Annotated in this window: 15 protein-coding genes; 9 read left to right on the top strand and 6 right to left on the bottom strand. The window is 71.5% G+C overall.

Annotated features, from left to right (window positions below):
- Positions 1 to 214: 214 nt before the first annotated feature.
- From OG787_RS39175 to OG787_RS39185, 3 genes are all read left to right on the top strand, one after another.
- Entirely contained in the window at positions 215 to 1,294 is a 1,080-nt protein-coding gene (locus OG787_RS39175) for a S1 family peptidase (RefSeq protein ID WP_369032903.1), read from the top strand.
- A 306-nt stretch (positions 1,295 to 1,600) separates the two neighbouring features.
- Positions 1,601 to 2,353, top strand: a complete 753-nt coding sequence (locus OG787_RS39180; RefSeq protein WP_405538420.1) for an NADPH-dependent F420 reductase — start codon at positions 1,601 to 1,603, stop codon at positions 2,351 to 2,353.
- 24 nt (positions 2,354 to 2,377) lie between these two features.
- Positions 2,378 to 2,785 carry a hypothetical protein gene (locus OG787_RS39185; protein WP_405540717.1) on the top strand — a complete coding sequence of 136 codons (408 nt, stop codon included), beginning with the start codon at positions 2,378 to 2,380 and terminating at the stop codon, positions 2,783 to 2,785.
- 251 nt (positions 2,786 to 3,036) lie between these two features.
- On the opposite strand, the gene OG787_RS39190 is transcribed toward OG787_RS39185, so the two are convergent.
- Both OG787_RS39190 and OG787_RS39195 read right to left on the bottom strand, forming a co-directional pair.
- On the bottom strand, positions 3,037 to 3,258 hold the full coding sequence (locus OG787_RS39190) for a helix-turn-helix domain-containing protein (RefSeq protein WP_369032901.1): 222 nt from the start codon (positions 3,256 to 3,258) through the stop codon (positions 3,037 to 3,039).
- Positions 3,258 to 3,749, bottom strand: coding sequence for a DUF2975 domain-containing protein (locus OG787_RS39195; RefSeq protein ID WP_369032900.1), 492 nt, complete (start codon positions 3,747 to 3,749; stop codon positions 3,258 to 3,260). Before OG787_RS39195 ends, OG787_RS39190 begins: the two co-directional genes overlap by 1 nt.
- 209 nt (positions 3,750 to 3,958) lie before the next feature.
- Here OG787_RS39195 and OG787_RS39200 point away from each other — a divergent pair, with 209 nt between their 5' ends.
- From OG787_RS39200 to OG787_RS39215, 4 genes are all read left to right on the top strand, one after another.
- Entirely contained in the window at positions 3,959 to 7,441 is a 3,483-nt protein-coding gene (locus OG787_RS39200; protein WP_405538422.1) for a DNA polymerase III subunit alpha, read from the top strand.
- A 7-nt stretch (positions 7,442 to 7,448) separates the two neighbouring features.
- A complete protein-coding gene (locus OG787_RS39205) occupies positions 7,449 to 8,423 on the top strand; it encodes a DNA polymerase thumb domain-containing protein (RefSeq protein ID WP_405538423.1) in 975 nt (324 codons plus the stop codon).
- An 837-nt stretch (positions 8,424 to 9,260) separates the two neighbouring features.
- Complete coding sequence (locus OG787_RS39210) at positions 9,261 to 10,301, top strand: LacI family DNA-binding transcriptional regulator (RefSeq protein WP_369032897.1); 1,041 nt, start codon at positions 9,261 to 9,263, stop codon at positions 10,299 to 10,301.
- 201 nt (positions 10,302 to 10,502) lie between these two features.
- Positions 10,503 to 12,614 (top strand): RICIN domain-containing protein, encoded by a 2,112-nt coding sequence (locus OG787_RS39215; RefSeq protein ID WP_405538425.1) that lies wholly within the window; start codon positions 10,503 to 10,505, stop codon positions 12,612 to 12,614.
- 83 nt (positions 12,615 to 12,697) lie between these two features.
- On the opposite strand, the gene OG787_RS39220 is transcribed toward OG787_RS39215, so the two are convergent.
- From OG787_RS39220 to OG787_RS39235, 4 genes are all read right to left on the bottom strand, one after another.
- A complete protein-coding gene (locus OG787_RS39220; protein WP_405538426.1) occupies positions 12,698 to 15,058 on the bottom strand; it encodes a glycoside hydrolase family 3 N-terminal domain-containing protein in 2,361 nt (786 codons plus the stop codon).
- A 91-nt stretch (positions 15,059 to 15,149) separates the two neighbouring features.
- Positions 15,150 to 16,073 carry a carbohydrate ABC transporter permease gene (locus OG787_RS39225; protein ID WP_369032895.1) on the bottom strand — a complete coding sequence of 308 codons (924 nt, stop codon included), beginning with the start codon at positions 16,071 to 16,073 and terminating at the stop codon, positions 15,150 to 15,152.
- The gene (locus tag OG787_RS39230) at positions 16,070 to 16,921 is read right to left on the bottom strand and encodes a carbohydrate ABC transporter permease (protein WP_369032957.1); all 852 of its coding nucleotides are present in this window, start codon (positions 16,919 to 16,921) and stop codon (positions 16,070 to 16,072) included. The genes OG787_RS39225 and OG787_RS39230 overlap by 4 nt, the downstream gene beginning before the upstream one ends.
- A gap of 44 nt (positions 16,922 to 16,965) precedes the next feature.
- Complete coding sequence (locus OG787_RS39235; RefSeq protein WP_405538427.1) at positions 16,966 to 18,144, bottom strand: extracellular solute-binding protein; 1,179 nt, start codon at positions 18,142 to 18,144, stop codon at positions 16,966 to 16,968.
- Between the two features lie 524 nt (positions 18,145 to 18,668).
- Between OG787_RS39235 and OG787_RS39240 the strand changes: the two genes are divergently transcribed.
- Both OG787_RS39240 and OG787_RS39245 read left to right on the top strand, forming a co-directional pair.
- Positions 18,669 to 21,689 carry an AAA family ATPase gene (locus tag OG787_RS39240; RefSeq protein WP_405538428.1) on the top strand — a complete coding sequence of 1,007 codons (3,021 nt, stop codon included), beginning with the start codon at positions 18,669 to 18,671 and terminating at the stop codon, positions 21,687 to 21,689.
- 57 nt (positions 21,690 to 21,746) lie between these two features.
- Positions 21,747 to 21,899, top strand: coding sequence for a hypothetical protein (locus OG787_RS39245; RefSeq protein ID WP_369032892.1), 153 nt, complete (start codon positions 21,747 to 21,749; stop codon positions 21,897 to 21,899).
- Positions 21,900 to 21,927: the final 28 nt, after the last annotated feature.

Here is a 21,927-nt window from a genome sequence, read left to right on the forward strand (position 1 = left end):
GTGGTGTTTGCAGTGCGAATTCATGTGAGGCAACTGTGCGATGACCGTGGACAGTCAAGGCGGGTTTGCCGGTGGGGGCGCACGCCCGTTTATCTACGCGCGTCCTGAAGTCGACCTTGTGTGCTCCCCGAACGCCTCGGAATAGTGGGTGCAGTTCGACCGGCCAAGGAGGTCCCCACAACCTCCGGCCGAACCCCCCACAGGAGGACGCAAGTTGAAGCACCGACGCATATCCAGGCGCCGTGCCACCGTGGTAGGTGCGGGCATCACCGCACTCGTCGCCGCGGGAGTGACCTTCCAGAGTGCGAACGCGAGTGAGGTCACCAAGTCCGCCGAGCCCAAGGCCCTTTCGGTCCTTGCGGCCGGAAAGATCGCCTCGACGCTCGGCAAGGACCTCGGCGCCGACGTCGCGGGAACGTACTACGACGCGAAGACGAAGACCCTCGTCGTCAACGTGCTCGACGAAGCGGCGGCCCAGTCCGTCGAGTCGGCCGGCGCCAAGGCCCGGATCGTCGAGAACTCCGTCGCCGAACTCGACAGTGCCCGTACGACCCTGAAGCAGGACGCGACCATCCCCGGCACCTCGTGGGCGGTCGACCCGACGGCCAACAAGGTCGTCGTCACCGCCGACCGCACGGTCTCCGCGGCCGAGTGGGCCACGCTCACCAAGGTCGTCGACGGCCTCGGCGGCACGGCCGAACTCCAGCGTACGAAGGGGGAGTTCAGGCCCTTCATCGCCGGCGGCGACGCGATCACCGGCAGCGGTGGCCGCTGCTCGCTCGGCTTCAACGTCGTCAAGGGCGGCGAGCCGTACTTCCTGACCGCCGGGCACTGCACCGAGGCGATCTCGACGTGGTCGGACTCGTCCGGCGTGATCGGCGAGAACGAGTCGTCCAGCTTCCCCGGCAACGACTACGGCCTGGTCAAGTACACGGCCGACGTCGCCCACCCGAGCCAGGTCAACCTCTACAACGGCAGCTCCCAGCGGATCACCGGCGCGGCCTCGGCCACCGTCGGCCAGTCGGTGACCCGCAGCGGCTCCACGACCCAGGTGCACTCCGGCACGGTCACCGGTCTGAACGCGACCGTGAACTACGGCAACGGCGACATCGTCAACGGGCTCATCCAGACCGACGTCTGCGCCGAGCCCGGTGACAGCGGCGGCTCGCTCTTCTCGGGCGCCAGCGCGATCGGCCTCACCTCCGGCGGCAGCGGTGACTGCGACTCGGGCGGGGAGACCTTCTTCCAGCCGGTCACGGAGGCGCTGTCGGCCACCGGTACGCAGATCGGCTGAGGCTTCGCCTTCACGTCGTTCGTATCCTTCGCGTCCTTCGCGTCCTTCGCGTCCTTCGCGTCCTTCGCGTCCTTCGCGTCCTTCGCGTCCTTCGCGTCCTTCGCGTCCTTTGCACACGATTCCTTTCCCGGTCTGATCGGTCCGGGACGATCCCGCCCCTGGGTTTCCGGGGGCGGGTTTTCGTTGTGGGCGGCGGCCCGTGTGATGCCTCTTGGTGAGATACAGTTTCGATCCTGATACTGAGTTCCACTATTCAGTGAATAGATCAGGTATGGCACTCAGAAGCGCTGACTGGAGACAAGACTCATGGCCAAGACCCTCGGACTCATCGGCAGCGGCATGATCGGCGGCGCGCTGGCCCGCCTCGCCGTCGGCGCCGGTCTGAACGTCGTACTGAGCAACTCCCGAGGCCCCGAGACCCTCGCCGACCTCGTCGTCGAACTCGGTCCGCAGGCGCGTGCGGCCACGCCCGACGAGGCCGCGCAGGCCGGTGACCTGGTGGTGGCGACGGTTCCGCTGGGCGCCTACGAGCAGCTGCCCGCCGCAGCCCTGGCGGGCAGGACCGTCATCGACACCATGAACTACTACCCCGACCGCGACAGCAGGATCGCCGAGCTGGACGCGGGCGAGCAGACCTCCAGCGCCCTGGTGCAGCGGCACCTGGCCGAGTCCCGGGTGGTCAAGGCGTTCAACAACATCGACTTCCGGCGCCTGTTCACCTCCGCCCGGCCCGCCGGTGCCCCCGACCGCAGCGCGCTGCCCGTCGCCGGTGACGACGCGGCCGCCAAGGCGCAGGTGGGGGAGGTGCTGGACGCCCTCGGCTACGACGCGGTGGACATCGGCACGCTGGCCGACAGCTGGCGCAGCGAGCCGGGCGCCCCGGTGTACGTCCAGCCGTACCTGGCGGCGCAGCCCGAAGGGCTGACCCAGGAGGAGATGGGGCGCTGGTTCTTCGAGACGCCGGGCGTCCCGGTGCCGGTCGACAAGGTGCGGGAACTGACCGACACCGCCGTCCGGCGGGCTGCGGGCGACGCCCGGGCGACCCTCAGTCGGGACTGAGGCGGGGAGGGCGGGGCTGGCGTGGTGACGGCGGGGGGAACCGGGCAGCTCGGGGTAGTTCGCCCGCGCCCCCGCCCGTACCGTTCACCGTCCCCGCCCGTACCGTTTCCCGTCCCCGGCCGCACCGTACGCCGGGGAGCCGGGCTCCCGCCGGAGGGCCTGCGGCCCGGCCCCGCGCGCGTGGTCAGCCGTACCGGCGACGTCTTCGCCGCCGACCCGGGCGGCGGGGTACGGCTGCTGGCCGGCACGGAAGGTTGGCCCGCCTGGCAGCGCGACATCGCCCGCCATGTCTTCCGCCCCCCCGGGGTCGCCCGCGACCTCTTCGCGAACCGGGACAACCAACTGTGCGGCTGTACGGCCCGGTTGCGTGCCCCGGTCGGCACGCCCCCGCCGCCCCCGATCCGACCACCCTCGTCGGCGAACGTGCTGTGACCGTTCGCAATTGTCGGCGGATCCGAGACCTGGCCCGGTGCGCCACCGGCGAGCGTGCCGCACGCCGCGGACCGCGAAGTCGGATACGTCGGTCGGTCGCTCCAGCGGGACCGGGATCTCCTCGGGTGCGGCCCCGAGGCGCTCGCGGGGTTGGTCACAAGGCGGGCGGGATCGGCGATGACGCGTCGGCAGGGACGGTCGTCCGCGCGGATCGCGGGGTGTCGGAAAGCCCATGATCTTGGAAGGGCGCGTCATCCGCCGGCGGCGTCCTCGGCCTCCCAGCGCAGCAGGTCGCCCGGCTGGCACTCGAGTACCTCGCAGAGTGCGGCGAGCGTCGTGAAGCGGACCGCCTTGGCGCGGCCGTTCTTGAGTACCGCCAGGTTGGCGGGCGTGATGCCCACGCGGTCCGCGAGTTCGCCCACGGACATCTTCCGCCTGGCCAGCATCACGTCGATGTCGACGGTGATCGGCATCAGATCACCTCGTCCAGCTCGGCCTGCATCTGTGCCGCTTCGACGTCGCGCGCGACGGCCTGGGCGAGCAGCATCCGCAGTACGAGCACGATGAGCGCGACCCCCAGGATGGCCAGGCCGACCCCGGCCATGATGACGGTGACACCCGGGTCGTCCCGCTGGCCCGGCGCGTTGACGGCCGTGACCGCGAACCACACGAGGGAGGCCGCCACGATCGCGCCGATCACGCCGTCCACGTAGCGGAAGGCGGCGTGGGAGAACACGGTTCCGCGTCGCACCATCGCCACCAGCCGCCATACGCAGACCAGGGCGACCTGGACCGAGACCATGCCCAGGATCGTGATCACGCGCAGCGCGGTCAGCGGGAGCGACCCGTCCTCCGGGTCGTTCCCGCTGACCAGCACCCACACCATCAATGCCTGTACGAACACGGTGCCGGCGAGCACCACCACGAGCACGGCGCGCAGCGCACGTACGGTCAGCTTTCCCACGGCCCGTCCTTCCATCGAATGACGATGGGAATCTATCGAAATTCGATAGGTGAAACAAGGGGTGGGGTAAAGGGTGGGGTGGGGCGGGGAGTGTGCCGCGAGGTCCTCCCGAATGCGGCAATCGAACGAGTGTGCGAGCCTTGGGTTATGGTGAGGACCTCGTGGGACGGGTCGGTCGAAGGGGGGCTTGTGGGTAGCAGGAGGTGTGTATGTCGTTTACGCACCTCCATGTCGCCAGTGGCTACTCACTGCGCTATGGCGCCAGCCATCCGCACGCGCTCGCGGAGCGGGCGGCGGAACGTGGACTGGACGCTCTCGCACTGACCGACCGGGACTCCCTCGCCGGTGCCGTGCGCTTCGCGAAGGCGTGTGCGCGGGCCGGAGTACGGCCGTTGTTCGGTACGGATCTGGCGGTTCCCGGGGCGCCGGGGGCCCGGTCGGCCGGGGCGAAGCGGCAGCGTACTCCGGCCAGGGGTGGTGCCTTCGTGACGGAGGCGCCGTTCCGGGCGGTGTTCCTGGCGCGGTCCGCGTCCGGCTGGGCCGAGCTGTGCCGTCTGGTGTCCACCGCGTCCGCCGAGTCGGCCGCGTCAGGCGCGTCAGTCCAAGGGGTTGGGTGGGATGACCTGGCCTGTGGTCGCGACGGGCTGTTCGTGCTGCTCGGGGCCGGTTCCGAGGTGGGCCTCGCGCTGGCGGCGGGGCGGCCGGACCGGGCGGCGCTGCTGCTGGAGCCCTGGCGGGAGCGGTTCGGGGAGGCGTTGCGCCTGGAGGTGGTCTGCCACGGTCGGCCCGGTACCGGGCCGGGGTCGCTGCGGCTGGCCGCGCGGATGGCGGGCTTCGCCGCCGAGCAGCAGGTGACGGCCGTGCTCAGCAACAGCGTGCGATACGCCGACCCGGGCCAGCGGGAGGTCGCCGACATCCTGGACTCCGCGCGTCTGCTGGTGCCGATCGACAACCGTGACGCGGCCCGGCTGGACAGCGGGCAGCGCTGGCTGAAGGACGCCGGGGAGATGGAACGGATCGCCGGACGGATCGCCGAGGCGATGGGCGGACGCGGCGCGGAGGCGCAGCGGCTGCTGAAGGCGACCGAGGAGACGGCGGCGGCCTGTGCGGTCGATCCGGGCGAGGCGTTCGGGCTGGGGCGGCTGAATCTGCCGGAGCCCGATCTGGTGGGCGCCAGTGCGGAGTCGGCCGACCGTGTGCTGGCCGAACGGTGTGCGGCGGGGATGATGAACCGCGGCTACCACCGGGAGGTGGCGCGGTGGGACCGGCTGGAGGACGAGCTCCGGATCATCGCCGGGCACGGCTTCGCCGGCTATTTCCTGACCGTCACCGAGGTCGCGGCGGAGGCTCAGAAGCTGGGTATCCGGGTCGCGGCGCGCGGCTCGGGGGTCGGCTCGCTGGTCACCCACCTGCTCGGGATCAGCCCGGTCGATCCGGTGGCGCACGGCCTGGTCATGGAACGCTTCCTGTCGGCGCGGCGGTCCGCGCTGCCCGACATCGACCTGGACGTGGAGTCGGCCCGCAGGCTCGAGATCTATCAGGCGGTGCGCGAGAGATTCGGGGCCGAGCGGGTGGCGACGCTCGCGGTGTACAAGACGTACCGGGTGCGCGGGGCGATCGAGGACGTGGCGCGGGCGCGGGGCGTGGACCCCGACCGGGCCGCTCGGCTGGCCAAGGAGTTTCCGCACATCAGGGCCCGGGACGCCCGGGCGGCACTGAGTGAACTGCCGGAGCTGCGCGAGGTCGCCGGGGAGGATCACGGGCGGTTGTGGGAGCTGGTGGAGATGCTGGACGGCCTGCCGAACGAGGCCGCGATGCACCCGTGCGGGCTCCTGGTGTCCAACGCCGGGCTGCTGGCGCGCACCCCGGTGCTGCCGACCACCGTCGAGGGCATCACCATGGCCCAGTTCGACAAGGAGGACATCGAGGACACCGGACATCCGAAGATCGACGTCATCGGCGTACGGATGCAGTCGGCGCTCGCCCACGCGGTCGCCGAGATCGAGCGGGTCACCGGCGAGCATTTCGACCTGGACGATCCCGCGCAGGTGCCGCCCGACGATCAGGCGACCTACGACATGATCGTGTCCGGGGACACCATGGGCACGTTCCAGCTCGAAAGCCCGGGTCAGCGCGAGCTGGTCAGGAACCTGCGGCCCCGCTCCTTCCTCGACCTGATCATCGACATCAGCCTGTTCCGGCCGGGCCCGGTGGCCGCGAACATGGTGCACCCGATGATCGAGGCCCGCGACGGCCGGACCCGGGCCCGTTATCCGCACCCGAGCCTGAAGCCGATCCTGGAGGAGACCAAGGGGCAGGTGGTCTTCCATGAGCAGGTCATCGAGATCATGACGACGATGACCGGCTGCGACCGTGGCATGGCCGACGAGGCCCGTCGCGCGCTGTCCGACCCGGACCGGCACGGCCGTATGCGGGCCTGGTTCGCCGCCGAGGCCCGTACCCGTGGCTACCAGGCGCAGGTCGTCCGGGAGGTGTGGGAGATCCTGGAGAGCTTCGGGAGTTTCGGCTTCGCCAAGGCGCACGCTGCGGCCTTCGCGCAGCCCGCCTACCAGTCGAGCTGGCTCAAGGCCCACCGGATGGCGGCCCTGCTGGCGGGGCTGCTCACCCATGATCCGGGGATGTACCACAAGCGGGTCCTGGCCGCCGACGCCCGTCGGCACGGGGTGCCGTTGCTGCTGCCCGACATCAACCACTCCCAGGGCGCACACATAATCGAACTGGTGTCTGATAGGTGGGGAGTTCGGATCGGACTGTCCCAAGTACGCGGTATCACCGAGGCCGAGACCGAACGCATCACCGGCGGACAGCCCTACACCTCACTGGGCGACTTCTGGCAGCGCGCCCGGCCCAGCCGGCCACTGGCCGAACGCCTCGCCCAGGTCGGGGCGATGGACTCCTTCGGGCCCCGGCGCGAGCTGCTGCTGCGGATCGCCGAACTGCACCGGTCCGGTCGCGGACACGGCTCCGCCTCGGGGCAACTCCCCATGGACGACGATCCGGGCGCCTCGACGGAAGGCGGTACGACAGACGGCGGTGCGACGGAAGGCGGTACGACGGCGGGGCTGCCGGTGATGAGCGCCTCCGAGCAACTCGCCGCGGAACTCGACGTACTCGGCATGGACATCTCCCGTCATCTGCTGGAGGACCACCAGTCCTTGCTCGCCGACATCGGCGCGACCCCCGCCGCCGATCTGCCGGGACTTCGGCACGGTACCCCCGTCCTGGTCGCCGGGATCAAGGTCGCCACCCAGACCCCGCCGATCCGCTCCGGCAAGCGGGTCGTCTTCGCCACCCTCGACGACCCCACCGGCCTGTCCGACCTGGCGTTCTTCGAGGACAGTCACGCACGCTGCGCCCACACGGTCTTCCACAGCGGTCTGCTGCTGGTACGCGGGACGGTGGCCCGCCGCGCACCGCGCGCGTTCAGCATCACCGGGACCGCCGCCTGGGATCTGGCCGAACTCATCGACCTGTACCGGGACGGGGGCCCGGCCGCCGTCGCCGACCGTCTCACCCGTCCGACGGTCACCGCCGGTCCGACCGCCGCACACCGGACCATCACCCAGCCCACCGGCTACGAACTGCACCCCTGGGCCGACCTGCAACCCCCTGGTGCCCCGGTCATCAGCGGGCGCACCTTCCACCACTCCAGCCCCGGAAGCGCGGGGTGACCGACGAATGATCCTCTACGTCCACTTCGGCAGCCCATGCCCGGAAGAAACGTTCCTCCAACTCCTGGACCTGCTCGGCGAGATCACCCCGGTCGTCCAGGCGCTGCCACCCGACGCCGCGTTCGCCGACGTCTCGGGGAGCACGCGGTACTTCGACCGCGACGCGACCGGGCTGGCGGCCGTGATCCGGATGCGCGCCGCCGCGGGCTGCGACGCCGACTGCACGATCGGCGTCGCCCCCAACCCGCTGCTCGCCCGGCTGGCGGCCACGCGCGGAGCACCCGGCGCGATCCGTACCGTCCCCGACACCCCTCGGGGCATCACCGCTTTCCTCGCGGGGCTGCCGGTCGCCGCCCTGCCGGACGTGGGGCCGGCGACCGTACGCACCCTGGCCTCCTACGGCCTGACCACCCTCGACACGATCGCGGTCGCCCCGCCGGCCACACTGCAACGCATCCTCGGTACGGCCGCCGGGCGCCAACTCCACCAGCGGGCGGCCGGTATCGACCCCACCCGGGTCATCCCCGGCGCCCCGCCGCGTTCCCTCTCCGCGGAGCACCGCTTCGGGCGGGACGAACTCGACCCCGGCCGACAGCGCGGCGCCCTGGCGCACCTGGCCGAGCGGCTCGGCGCCCAACTCCGCGGCGAGCACCAGGTCTGCCGGTCCCTGACCCTGACCGTCCGGTACGCCGACCACTCGACGACCACACGCAGCCGCACCCTGCCGGAGCCCACCGCGCACGGCCCCCAACTGCGGTCCGTCACCTACGCGTTGTACGCGACCCTCGGCCTGCAACGAGCCAGGGTCCGCGGCATCATGTTGCGGGCGGACGGCCTGTTCGACGCGGACTCGGCCACCCGGCAACTCACCTTCGGCACCGGCGACGACAGGGCTTACCGGATCGAGGCAGCGGCGGACAGGGCCCGGGCACGCTTCGGTCCGGGCGCGGTCCGGCCCGCCAGCACGGCCGGAATGGCCTGACCGTGAGTGGAGGGCTTCCTTCGGGGAGTCCGTGGACGCCGACGTCGGTACCGGGGCGGCGCCGGGCACGGCCGTCACGTGCGCGGTCCCCGGTCGGCCGGTCGGCCCCCGTTGGTCACGGTCCGTGCGTGGTGCGGGCGAAGTGGTCGATTTCGGAGCGGCCGGGGCCGGGGCGGGGAGTGTTTCGGTGGTGGGGGTGCGCAGTCCGTCGAGGAGTACGCCGATGCGGCGGTCGGCGAGGTCCGCCGTTGCGTCGGCGTTCCCGGTGCCGGGGAGCCGAGTGGCGGGGAACGGCGGCACACGGCTGTCGGTGTCGGTCGTGCCATCGCATCCGCGTACGGGCTTCCGGTCCTCCGCGTCAGTGACAGGCGGGGCGGCGGGCGGGTCGGGCGCCGGGGCCCGGACGCCGGTCGGCGCCGGGGCGGGTACGCGACGGCGCGGCGGTTCCCTGTACGACGCCCGTCCAGGGGGAGCGGCCAGGGCCTGTCGTTCGGAGCATGTCGGCTTCGGGCTGTGGTGTCGTCGTCTGCCGGTGAGCGGGGCGATGGGGTTCCCCGCTCGGGCGAAGTCGAGCGTGGGGGGGCGTGCGGCCGCAAGGCGGAGGAGGACGTCGACGCGTGAGGGAGTCGGCGGGCGCGTCGGCGCGACAGACGGGTGCCCGCCTCGGAGCGGCTGATGTCACGGCCGCCCTACGGCCCAGGCGTGATCCGGACGACAGGCCCTGAGTCCCCGGGTCTTGTCTCCCCGTGCCGGGCCCCGTTACCTTGCGGCGAGGTTTTGGTCAGGTACGCGGTGCGGTCCGGCGCATCGGTGTTCGGCGTACGGAACGGGCATCGGGTGACAGGTCGAGGCAAGGGCCGGCAGGAAGCGCAGTACGGGCTGCTGACGAGCATCGCCGCCGAGGCGGGGATCTCGCTCAGCACCGTGTCCAAGGTGGTGCACCGGCGCCGGGACGTGGGCGCGGCGACCCGGGACCGGGTCGAGGAGCTGCTGGAGCGGTACGGCTACGTCCGCCCGTGGGAGCGGGATCCCGCTACGCCCCGGCAGATCATCGTCGTCTTCCGCGATCTGTCCGGCCCGTACACGCTGGAGGTCGCCCGGGGCATCGTGGACGCGGCCGGTGAGTTGGGCATCGACGTGATCACCGGGACGACGAGCCGGCGGCCGATCTCCGGGTGGCTGGAGGAGTGCGTGGCGCTCGGCGCGGCCGGGATCGTGATCGTCATCTCGATGCTCGCCGAGGACGACCAGCGGCGGATCGTCGAGCAACAGCTGCCGGTGGTGCTGATCGACCCGCTCAGCGCGCCGTCGGAGGACATCCCCAGCATCGGGGTGACGAACTGGAGCGGGGCCCGGGACGCGGTGCAGCACCTGCTGGGGCTGGGGCACAGCCGGATCGGCATGGTCGCCGGCCGCTCGCACTCCCTGGCCGGGGCGGCCCGCGTGCACGGTTACCGGGCCGCGCTGGACGAGGCGGGCATCGGCTACGACCCGGCGATCGTGCGCTCCACCGACTTCGACTACACCGAGGCGCTCGCCGCGAGCCTCCAGATCCTGCGGGCCGCCGATCCGCCCACGGCCGTCTTCGCGGCCAGCGACGCGCAGGCGCTCGGTGTGCTTGAGGCCGCCCGGCAGCAGGGACTGTCCGTACCGGAGGACCTGTCGGTCATGTCCTTCGACGACACGCTGGTGGCCGCCATGGCCTGCCCGCCGCTGAGCGCGGTGCGTCAGCCGTTCGAGGAGCTGGGGCGAGAGGCGACCCGGGTGCTCATGGATCTCGCCCAGGGCCGGCCACCCGCGTCCCCGCGCATCGAGCTGGCGACGGAACTGGTGCTGCGGACCTCGACGTCCGTCCGCCGTCGAGTCAATACCCCGTAAGCCGTCATCGCGCGAAACCCTTTCGCAATGTGCCGGTGACAGTGCGGTGTCGCTTGCGAATACTGGCGTCCTCCCTTGCACGCCCCCTGCATCCCCCTTGCAGCCCATTTCAAAGGAACGCCGTTGAAAAGATCCTGGGCGCGAAAGGCTTTCGCCGCGGCGACGGCCTTCGGTATAGGTGCGGCATTCGCCGTCACCTCCGTGACGACCGCGTCGGCATATCAGCCGAGTACCGCGAACCTGTATACGGCGACCAACACCGCCGCGTGCAACAAGAGCCCCTGTGTGCTCTACCCGAAGTCGGCGCAGTTGCCGAGCGGGCGGATCGTGGCCACGTTCGAGGACAGCGAGAGTGCGCCGGTGGGCCAGACGCTGCCGGTCTACAAGAGCGACGACTACGGCACGACGTGGGCGAAGCTGTCCGACGTCCAGGCCCCCGCCCATCTCTCCAGCGACTCCGCGTACGCGAAGTACACGAGCAACTGGACCAACCCGTATCTGTACGTGCTTCCGCAGGCCGTCGGCAGCCTCAGCGCGGGCACGCTGCTGCTCGCGAGCATCGTCTCGGGCGACGACGCCTACTACCAGGAGCAGAAGGCCGCCGACTCCAGCTGGACACCGTCCGGCGACGGCGACCGCAAGGACGTCGCGCTCGCCCTGTACGCCAGCACGGATGACGGCGCTACCTGGAGCTTCAAGAACATCATCGAGGCCGGCGGCTGGCAGGGCGGCAGCGCGGGCGCCGTCGGCCGGGTCTCGGCCGCCAACACCGAGGCCCAGGTCGACCCCGTCTGGGAACCCCATCTGCTCGCCCACAACGGCAAGCTCATCGCGTACTACTCCGACGAGAAGGACTACACCGGGTACGACACCACCACCGGTGCTCCGACCCTCGACCCGGACAACGACACCGCGACTGACTCCGGCGGCCAGGTCCTCCTGCACCGGACCTGGGACGGCGCCAGCGGCACGGCGTGGAGCAGCCCGGTCGTGGACGTCCCGGGCTCGACCGTGAGCATGGGCGGCGGCAAGACGGAGATCGGGGGCGGCCGGCCGGGCATGACGACCATCGCCCCGACGACCGACGGCAAGTGGCTCCTGACGTACGAGTACTGGGGCGGCGGGACGAACGTCCGCTACCGGATCTCCGACGACCCGACGAAGTTCTTCTCGGCCACGGACGCCGCGATCACCTCGCTGCCCGTGCCCTCGGGCGGGAACACACTGGCCACCGGCGGCAGCCCGGTGCTCCTGCCGATGCCGGACGGCCGGATCGTCTACAACGCCTCCGGCAGCGGCAGCGTCTGGGTGAACGAGTCCGGGCTGAGCACCGGCACCTGGAAGCAGTACCAGACGACCATCGCCGCCGGGTACAGCCGCAACCTGCAGTACGTCGACGGCACGGGCCGTGTCCTGATCCTCCAGGCGTCCTGGAGCGGCGGCAGCGTCGGCCCCGTCAAGTACGCCGAGGTCGACCTCGGCCGCTCCGACGGCGCCTACTACAGCCTCGTCAACCGGCTGACCGGCCAGGTCCTGAGCACCGCCTCCGCGAAGACGCAGGACGCGAACCTCACCGGGAACACCCCCGACCTCGTCCTGGGCGCGGACTCCGCCGCGAACACCCAGCGCTGGCACCTGACCGCCAAGGGCAGTGACGTGACGCTGCTCAACAAGGCCGGGGGCCGTGCGGTCGCCATCTGGACCGGCACCGCCACGGCCGGGCAGAAGCTGGCCCAGTGGGTCGACGACGGCGCCACCGACAAGGCGTGGACCCAGGTCGCCGCGACCACCAGCGGGTACTACAAGCTCCGTTCGGTCCGTAACACCAGCCTGTACATGACCGGAGCGACCACGGGCGGCTCCGTCACCCTGGCGGCGTCGACAGACGACGGCTCGCAGGACTGGCAGCTGGTCCAGGATCCGCTGCCCACGGCCTCGACGTTCACCCTGAAGGGCACGAACTCCGGGCGCTGCCTCGACGTCCCGAACGGCCAGACGGGCGTCCAGGTCCAGGTCTACGACTGCTCGGGCAACGCCAACCAGACCATCACCCGGACCGCGGCGGGCGAACTCCGCGTCTCCGGCAAGTGCCTGGCCGCCAACGCCGACGGCACCACTGCGGGCACCAAGGTCATCCTGTGGGCCTGCAACGGCAAGACCAGCCAGCAGTGGGCGTTCCGGGTCGACGGCACGATCGTCAACCGCTCCAACGGTCTCGTCCTCGACGTGACCGGCTGGGGTACGGCCAATGGGTCGAAGGTTCAGCTGTGGACCGGGCTGGGCAATGCGACCCAGACCTGGACGCGGAGTTAGCGTTCCGTTTGAGGCATAGTGCGTCGGCTGCGGGTCCGTTGTGGCTGGTCGGGCAGTTCCCCGCGCCCCTAGGGGCGCGGGGCTCAGCCCCGTTCGATCGTCACCGGCACGCCGTGATGCCGTACGACCGTCGCGTCCCGTTCCTCACCCACGAGCCGGATCGCGTCCCGTACCGGTGTGTTCAGGCTGGAGGAGCCTGCCTGGAGGAGGATCTCGCCGGGTTCGACGATGCGGTGGCCGGTCAGGCCGGTGAAGGCCAGGCGGTCGGTGTGGACGTGGAAACGGACCACGGCCTGTTCTCCGGGGGCGAGTTCGACCTTGGCGAAGCCGAGCAGGAAGCGCACCGGCCGGGTCACCTGGGCCACCGGGTCGACGGCGTACAGCTGGACGGTCTCGGCGCCCGCGACCGTCCCCGTGTTCCGGACCCGCGCGCTGACCGTGAACTCCCCGTCCGTCGGCACCTGTTCGCGGTCGACGGTGAGCAGGTCGATGTCGAAGTCCGTGTACGACAGCCCGTGTCCGAAGGGGAACGCGGGTGTCGGATCGAGGTTGGACAGGAAGCTCTGCCGGTCGCCGAGCGGCGGGTGGAGGTAGGTGTAGGGCTGTCCGCCGGGCGAGTTGGGGATCTGTACGGGCAGCTTGCCGCTGAAGTTGGCCCGGCCGGACAGGAGTTGGGCGACGGCACGGCCGCCCTCCTCGCCCGGCAGGAACACCTGCACCATGGCCGAGGCGGTGGCCGCGAACCGGCCCACGGCATAGGGCCGGCCACTGCTGACGACCAGCACGACGGGCTTCCCCGTCGCCAACACCGCCTCCACCAGCTCCTCCTGGACACCCGGCAGCCGCAGATCCTCCACGTCACAGCCCTCGCCCGAGGTGCCGATGCCGAACATGCCCGCCTTGTCGCCGACGACCAGGATCGTGAGATCGGCGGCGGAGCAGGCCGCCACCGCCGCCGGGATGCCGGAACGGTCCTCGTCCCGGATCGGGCAGCCCTGTACGAACTCCCAGTGCACGGACGGGAGTTCCTCGGCCAGCGCCGTGCGCAGGGAGATCGCCTCGACGCCGTTGCCGAGGTCGTCGCGTTCGGCGAGGACGTGGTTGGGGAAGCTGTAGCAGCCGAACATGGTGCGTACGTCGTCGGCGCACGGGCCGATCAGTGCGATCCGGCCGATGGACGGGAGGGGCAGGGTTCCGTCGTTCGACAGCAGGACGGCACTCGACCGGGCCACGGCGTGGGCCAGCCGGCGGTTGTCCGGCTTGTCCAGGTCGAGTTCGCCCGCGCGCAGGGCGGGGGGTCTCGGGTCCCAGTCGGGGTCCAGGAGTCCGAGTTCGGCCTTCTGCCGCAGCACCCGGCGTACGGCGCGGTCGATCAACTCCTCGTCCACCAGCCCCTGTTGTACGGCATGCACGAGGGCGTCCCCGAAGCCGCGCTGGTCGGGCAGTTCGACGTCCATCCCGGCGCGCAGCGCGAGCGCCCCGGCGTCGGGGAGGTCGGCGGCCACCCGGTGGGCGCTCACCAGGAAGGGCAGGGACCAGTAGTCGGAGACGACGGTGCCCTCGAACCCCCAGACGTCGCGCAGGACTTCGGTCAGCAGCCACCGGCTCGCGGCGGGCGCCTCGCCGTCGATCTCGGCGTACGAGTTCATGACCGACCCGACGCCCGCGGCGACGAGCCGCTCGAAGGGCGGCAGGATCACGTCGTACAGCTCCCGGCGGCCGATGCCGACCGGGGCGTGGTTGCGGCCGCCCATCGAGGCGGAGTACCCGGCGAAGTGCTTGAGGGTGGCGTACACCCCGGCGCTCTGGAGACCGGTGACATACGCCTCGCCCATCTCCCCGACGAGGTAAGGGTCTTCGCCGTACGTCTCCTCGCAGCGGCCCCAGCGGTAGTCGCGGATCACGTCGACGACCGGTGAGAGCCCCTGGTGGACGCCGGCCTCGGCCATGTCGGCGCCGATGGCCGTGCCGACCCGCCGGATCAGCTCCGGGTCGAAGGTGGCCGCCATGCCGAGCGAGGTGGGGTAGATCGTCGCCCCGTACGCGGTGAACCCGGTCAGGCACTCGTCGTGCGCCATGGCCGGGATGCCGAACCTGCTCTGGCCGGTGATCTGCCGCTGGCGCTCGGCCAGGGCCCGGGAGTGCTCCAGGGCGGGCCGGGGCAGGGTGCCGTACGGGCGGGTCAGCTGGCCGAGGCCGTGCCGGGCGGTCTCGGTGAGGTCGCCGACGCGGTCGAAGATGCTGGTGCCCGGTGCCACCTCGGGGCCGGCCGGTTCGACGTCCTCCCAGGCGCTGCTGAGCTGCGCGACCTTCTCGGGGAGGGTGAGCCGGGCGAGCAGGGCCTCGACCCGCTCGGCGGTCGGGAGGCCGGGGTCGGTCCAGGGCCGGTCGTCCTCCTCCTGCTGGGGGAGGCCGTCGCTGTGGTCCGGCATGGTGGTGGTCATTGACGACTCCTCGGGGAGGTGCGCGGGCATGCCGACGGGGCCGGACACCCGGCCCGGCCGTCGTACGGGGTGAACTGCCCGGTGGTATGGGCTACTTGGAAAAGCCGGCGGTGAGACCCGCGACGAGCTGGCGCCTGGCCAGAATGAACAGCGCGAGCATCGGCAGGGTGGAGAGCACCACGGCGGCCATCGTGGCCGGTACGTCGATGCCGAACTGGCCCCGGTAGAGGGTCAGGGCCAGCGGGAGTACGGCCTTGTCGCCGCTCTGGGTGAGGATCAGCGGGAACAGGAAGCCGTTCCAGACCTGGAGCCCGTCGTACACGGCGACGGTCATCAGAGCCGGGCGGGCCAGCGGCGCGGCGAGCGAGAAGAGCATCCGCCAGTCGCCGGCGCCGTCGACGATCATCGCCTCGAAGAGCGAGCGGGGAACGTCGCGCAGAAAGCTCACCAGGATCATCACGGTGATCGGCAGCGCGAACGCCGCCGAGGGCAGCACGATCGCGAGCAGACTGTCGTACAGCCGCATCCTGATGATCAGCAGATAGACCGGGATGATCACCGCCTGGAGCGGGATCGCCAGGCCCAGCAGATACAGCCGGAAGGAGATCCGGGAGAGGCGGCTTCCGGCGCCCCGGACGATCGCGAAGGCGGCCATCAGGGCGACGGTCACGGTCAGGGCGACCGTCGCCACGGTCACGATCACGCTGTTGAGCAGGTAGGTCGTGAAGTCCCCGGCCAGGACGGTCCGGAAGTTGTCGAGCGTCGGGTGGCCGGGCAGGGCGAGCGGGCTGTCGGCGGTGAAGTCGGCGCGGGTGCGCAGACTCGTCACCACCAGCCAGTACACGGGTACGACGACGATCGCGGCCCAGAGGAGCGTGGTGCCGCCGGTGAGGATGCGGCGTACGGCGCCCACGGCCGTGCCGCGTCGGCGGGTACGGGGACGCGGGGGTGGCGTCGGCGGCTCGCCGCCGGTGGCCGTACGGGGGCGGCGGGCCCGGGTGACGGTGGTGCTCACATGCCCTCCTGCTGGCTGTCCATCCGGGTGAAGCCGGACAGGCGGGTCATCAGGAGCGACAGGCCGAGGCCGAAGACCACCAGGAGGGTGGCGACGGCACTGGCACGGCCCATGTCGTGGGCCTGGAACCCGGTGATGTACATGGCGAGGGGGAGGACGCGGGTGGCGGTGCCCGGGCCGCCGGTGCCTCCCGACAGGACGAAGATCAGGTCGAAGTAGGTCAGCGAGCCCACCAGCATGAGGGTGCTGGAGGTGACCATCGTGTACTTCAGCTGCGGCAGCGTGATGTGCAGGAAGCGGGTCACGGGCCCGGCGCCGTCGAGCGCCGCGGCTTCGTAGAGGGCGGTCGGGATCTGCCGTATCCCGGCCTGGTAGAGCAGGGCGTGGAACGGCACGAACTGCCAGGCGATCACGGAGATCACCGTGTACAGGGCCAGGTCGGGCGAGCCCAGCAGCGGCTTCGCCAGCCAGTGCAGGCCGGGCGTGGCACCGATGCCGAAGGACGGGTCGAGGAGCGCCTGCCAGGTCAGGCCGATCGCCACCGCCGACAGCAGCAGCGGCAGGAAGAACAGCACGGCGAACAGGGCCCGCGCCCTGCCCCTCGGGGCCTGGAAGACCCCGAGGGCGAGCGCGATGGGCGTCTGGACCAGCCAGCTCACGGCCATCACCTTGACGGTGAGGCCGAGCGCCTGCCAGGTCGCGCCGTCCGTCAGGACACTGGTCCAGTTGGTGAGGCCCGCCCAGCCGATGGAGCCCAGGCCGTCCCACCGGGCCAGGCTGAGCGCCACGACTCCCACCAGGGGGACCAGCCCGAACAGGCCGAAGAGCAGCAGGGCGGGGGCGGCCATCAGGAGGCCGGAGCCTCCTGACCGGCGCGCGGGGGCGGTGAGCGTCACGACCCCGCCTTGCTCATGTTCGTACCGAACTCGGCGGGCGATATCTCGCGCAGGAACGACTTGTCGGTGTTCGTCAGCAGCGGGTCGGCCTGGTCGGACGGCAGGGCCTGGTCCCAGGAGAGCTGGAAGCCGGGCGCGTTCTGCACCAGGTCGTAGACGAAGGTCAGCCACTCCTTGTCGGTCGACGACGTCACCGCCGCCAGCTTCGACTCCAGGCCCTTGACCGGCGGCACACTGCCCGCCGCGAGATAGGCGTCGACCTGGGAGTCGTCGAGGACGTAGTCCTTGAAGTAGGTGAGCGCGGCGGACTTGTTCTTCGTCGACGAGTTCAGCGACAGGAAGTTCGACGGGTTGCCGACGATGCTGTTCGCCTCACCGGCGCCGTCGGGCAGCGACGGGAACGCGGTGTAGCCGAGGTCGCCGCTCTTCAGGAAGTCCGGCGCGGCCTTGGCGATGTTGGCGTACTCCCAGGTGCCCATCAGCGTCATCCCGGCCTTGCCCGTGTAGAGCAGGGCGGTGGACGCTCCCTGGTCGTAGCTGACGGAGGAGGCGTTGTCCCCGAAGGCGCCGGCCTTCGCCAGGTCCTGGAGGCGCTGGTTGGCCTCGGTGACGGACGGGTCCTTCCACTTGGCCGCGTCACCGGAGGCGATGTCCGTGAACACCTGGGAACCGCCCTCGCGGTCGAGCAGGTACTCCAGATACATCAGCGTCGGCCACTTGGAGTTCGCGGCGAGGGAGAGCGGGACGACGTCCTTCGCCTTCAGCTTCTTCACGGCCGTCAGCAGGTCGTCGTACGTCTTCGGCGGCTCGACGCCCGCGTCGGCGAGCACCTTCTTGTTGTAGTAGAGGACGACCGGGGCGAGGCCGTTGGCGGGGACGCCGTAGACCTTGCCGTCGAAGGTGGCGCTCTGCATCACGCTCGGGGTGAAGCGGTCGGTGTCCGCGTTCGCCTGTGTCAGCGCGTCGACCTTGCCCGCCTCGACGTAGTCGTTCAGGGCGCCGCCGCCCCAGCTGAAGAAGATGTCCGGGGCCTGGTTCGCGCCGAAGGCGACGCGCAGCTTCTGCTTGTAGTCGTCGTTCGCGTAGAGCGAGAGGGTGATCTTCGCGTCCGGGTGGTCCTTGTTGTAGGCGTCGACGGAGTCCTTGAGGATCGTCTGGTCGTTGAGCGCCCACATCGTCAGGCCCTTCGCGGACGAGTTCCCGGACGATCCGGCCGGCCCCGAAGTTCCGCACGCGGCAAGGCCCATGGCCGCCGTGAGGGCGACCGCGGACGCGACGACGCGTCGAATTCTCGGGCTTTTGGCAATTCCGGGATTTCCGCTCGGCGGGACTCTCCGCATGGTGGTGCCTCTCTTCTTTCACATGCCGTCGGTGCGCCAGGCAGATCGGAGACGGTACGAAAGGCTTTCGGATTCCTCGCTGCCGACGGCCTGCCTGCTGGCCGGGACACTGGCACGGAATTCACATCCGGAACAAGGACCGGAAATGTCTCGGTTACGAAAGACTTTCGCCGGCCCTGTCCGCGCCCTGTCCGCGCTTTGTCCGAGCCCGGTAGTCGGGCGGTAGACGGGCGGCCATGGCGCGGTCCCCGCCCGACGCACTGCCGGGCTGGACGCGCTCATGCCAAAATGGTGCGCCCGGGCACAGTGCGCTCACTGGTGCGGGAGTTGGGCTCGGACCGGCACCCGGAGGTGGCAGTTTGGCGCGGCGCTCCAGTCGGGACGATCCACGTCACGCAGGCCGGGACGGACCGCCCGGCGAGCCGCAGCCTCGGCGGACACCGTCGTACGCCCCCCGTCCCGCGCCCGAGTTCGTCGGGCGGGAGGCCGAACTCCTCGCCGTGTGCGAGGCGTTGGGGAACGGTCCTGCGCTCGTCGTGGTGGAGGGCGAGGCCGGGATCGGGAAGACCCGGCTCGTGCGGGAGGCGGTCGCCCGGGCGGTCGGGCGCGAGGCCGTGATCGCCACCTGCCCGCCGCTGCCCGAACCGTTCACCCTGGGCGCGGTCGTCGACGGCATCCGCCGCCGCGTCCCTTCCCCGCCCGCCGGACTCGAACTCAGCCCGCTCGCCGGGGCGTTGCGGCCGCTGTTCCCCGACTGGGCCGACCGGCTGCCGCCACCGCTGGACGTGCTCGACGACCCCCACGAGACCCGGCACCGGATCCTCAGCGCGCTCACCGAACTGCTGGGCCGCCTCGACATCGGTGTGCTGGTCGTGGAGGACGCCCACTGGGCCGACACCGCGACCCTGGAGTGGCTGCTCACCCTCACCGCCGCCGGCCGGCCCGGCCTGTCGATCGTGGTCTCCTTCCGCCCCGACGAGGTGCCGAACGGCTCGCTCCTGACCCGGCTGACCTCCCGGGTGCCCTCGGACGTCACGCTCGTACGGCTGGCACTGGGGCCACTGGACCTGGCGGACACCCGCGAGCTGGTCGCGTCCATGTTCGACACCTCGACGGTGTCCGCCGAATTCGTGTCCTTCCTGCACCGGCACACCGACGGCATCCCGCTCGCCGTGGAGGAGTGCGTCCTCCTGCTGCGGGACCGCAAGGACATCGTCCACCGCGACGGCACCTGGATCCGCCGGGTGCTGACCGAGCTGCAAGTCCCCGCGACCCTCCGCGACTCGGTGCTGGAACGGGTCGAACGGCTCGACGCCCCGGCGCGCAGGGTGCTGGAGGCCGCCGCCGTCCTGGACACGCCGTCCGAGGAGGCGCTCCTGAGCACGGTCGCGGACCTGGGCTCCGAGGCCGGCCGTGCCGGGCTGGCGGCGGCGCTCGGGTCGGGGCTGCTGCGGGAGGAGACACCCGGCGCGTACGCCTACCGGCACGCCCTGGACTGTCTGGCCGTACGCGGGGCGATCCCCGCACCGGACCGGCGCCGGCTGCACGGCAGGGCCGCGGCGAACCTGCGCGGGCTGCGGCCCGAGCCCGTCGCACGGCTGTCCTGGCACTGCCGCGAGGCGGGCGACATCGCGGGGTGGTGCCGGTACGGGGAGGCCAGCGCCGACGTGGCCCTGGAGTCCGGCGACGACCGTGCCGCGGTCGTGACCCTGCTCGGGCTGCTCACCTCGGCGGACCTCGCGACGGCGGACCGCTCGCGCCTCGCCCGCAAGATGGGCGGCGCGGCCGTCTTCGGCGCACGGGACGTCAGCGATCTCTCGCGGGCCGTCCTGGACGCCGTACGGAAGCTCCTGTCGTACGAGGATCTGCCGCGCCAGGAGCGTGGTGAGACCAAGCTGCTGCTCGGCCGGCTGCTGCGGGACGCCGGTCAGGAGTCCGCGGCGTTCGACGAGATCGAGGACGGTGTGGCCCATCTGGGGGACCGGCCCGAACTGGCCGCAACGGCGATGTCCGTGCTGGCCATGCCGCTGGTGCCGGAGTGGCCGGCGGCACGGCACCGCGGGTGGCTCGCGCGGGCGACGGAGCTGCTGCCCCGGATCGAGTCGCCGTCCGACCGGCTCCGGGTGATGACGAACCGTGCCTCGGCCCTGCTCCTGCTCGGCGACGAGGAGGGCTGGCGGGCGGCCGACGAACTCCAGCGGGCCGCGGTCGACGCGCCCCCGGCGGAGCGCGGACTGCTCGCCCGGTTCCTGTTCAACGCCGGTCAGACGGCGGTCGTCCGGGGCGACTACGAGGGCGCGCGGTCCCGGCTGACGGCGGCGACGGAACTCGCGGAGTCCATCCGGAACCGGCGGCTGGTGAGCATGGTCCGGGTCCCGTTCGCGTATCTGGACTGGTGCACCGGCGAGTGGACGGGCCTGGACGGGACCGTCGCCGCGCTGGCCGCCGACCGGGACGTCAACCCCTACGGTTCGCGGCTGGCCCGGCAGATCCTGGCGGTGCTGGCACTCGCCCAGGGCGGCGGCGCGGCGGCCCGGGGCGGATTGCGGAAGGTCGTCGACGAACTCGCCGAGGGCGGCCTGTGCGAACCCGAGGCCGGGCTCTCCGCGGCGGCACTCGCGCGGTCGTACCTGGCCGACGGCGACTGGGCCGAGGCCCTCGAAGTCACCGGCCGGATACTGGAGTTGATCGAACGCAAGGACGTCTGGCTGTGGGCCACCGACATCCTCCCGGCCCACCTCGACGCCCTGACCGGAGCCGGCCGCGTCGACCGCGCCGACGAACTGCTGCGGCGGTACGCCGACGGCACCGAGGGCCGCAACGCGCCCGCGGCCGTCGCCGCGCTGTCGTCGGGCCGCGCGATCCTGGCCGAGGCCCACGGCGAACCGGCCCCGGCCGCCGAGGCGTTCGCGACGGCGGCCTCGGTGTGGGCCGAACTGCCGCGCCCGTACGACGAGTTGCTCGCCCTCGAACGGCGCGGCCGCTGTCTGCTCCGGCACGGTGACACCGGGCAGGCGCTCGCGCAGCTCACCACCGTGCAGGAACGGCTGTGGACGCTGGGCGCGCGCACGGACGCGGACCGCGTCGCCCAACTCCTGCGCGAGCACGGGGTGGAGGTGGCCCGCGTCTGGCGCAGGGGGCCGCGCGGCTACGGTCCACGGCTCTCCCCACGGGAGCGGCAGGTCGTGGCCCTCGTCGCGCAGGGGATGACCAACAGGGAGGCGGCGCAGGCGCTGTTCGTCTCCCCGAAGACCGTGGCCACTCAACTCAGCGCCGCCATGCGCAAGTTGGGGGTGTCGTCGCGGGCGGCCGTCGTCCGGGCGGCGGTCGAGGCCGGGGTGCTGCCGCTGGAGTCCGAGGGCTCGGCACCCCACGGCTAATTTTTCGGTCACCTGACTGATCGCCGTGCGGCCGGTCGCGTACGAGGCTGGTGTGCCATGCGAGTCGACCCGCAGGAGCCACCGCACGCCGAGGAACAGAGCGAGCAGCACGCGGAGAACACGCCCGAGTCGCCCTGCCCCCAGGAGCCCTCCGACGAGGAGGAACCCCTCCCGGGAAGCCGCGACGACGGCCGGTTCGAACCCCTCTGAGCCACCGCCCCCCACCTTCGGCACTGCC

The sequence above is a fragment of the Streptomyces sp. NBC_00075 genome (assembly GCF_045041225.1).
Lineage (GTDB): Bacteria > Actinomycetota > Actinomycetes > Streptomycetales > Streptomycetaceae > Streptomyces > Streptomyces adonidis.

What these genes read in the sequence shown, in the direction of transcription:
- OG787_RS39180 (WP_405538420.1), top strand. Translation starts at nt 1,601, where the DNA reads ATGGCCAAGACCCTCGGACTCATCGGCAGCGGCATGATCGGCGGCGCG.
- OG787_RS39190 (WP_369032901.1), bottom strand. Translation starts at nt 3,258, where the DNA reads ATGCCGATCACCGTCGACATCGACGTGATGCTGGCCAGGCGGAAGATG.
- OG787_RS39200 (WP_405538422.1), top strand. Translation starts at nt 3,959, where the DNA reads ATGTCGTTTACGCACCTCCATGTCGCCAGTGGCTACTCACTGCGCTAT.
- OG787_RS39205 (WP_405538423.1), top strand. Translation starts at nt 7,449, where the DNA reads ATGATCCTCTACGTCCACTTCGGCAGCCCATGCCCGGAAGAAACGTTC.
- OG787_RS39220 (WP_405538426.1), bottom strand. Translation starts at nt 15,058, where the DNA reads ATGACCACCACCATGCCGGACCACAGCGACGGCCTCCCCCAGCAGGAG.
- OG787_RS39230 (WP_369032957.1), bottom strand. Translation starts at nt 16,921, where the DNA reads ATGGCCGCCCCCGCCCTGCTGCTCTTCGGCCTGTTCGGGCTGGTCCCC.
- OG787_RS39235 (WP_405538427.1), bottom strand. Translation starts at nt 18,144, where the DNA reads ATGTGGGCGCTCAACGACCAGACGATCCTCAAGGACTCCGTCGACGCC.
- OG787_RS39245 (WP_369032892.1), top strand. Translation starts at nt 21,747, where the DNA reads ATGCGAGTCGACCCGCAGGAGCCACCGCACGCCGAGGAACAGAGCGAG.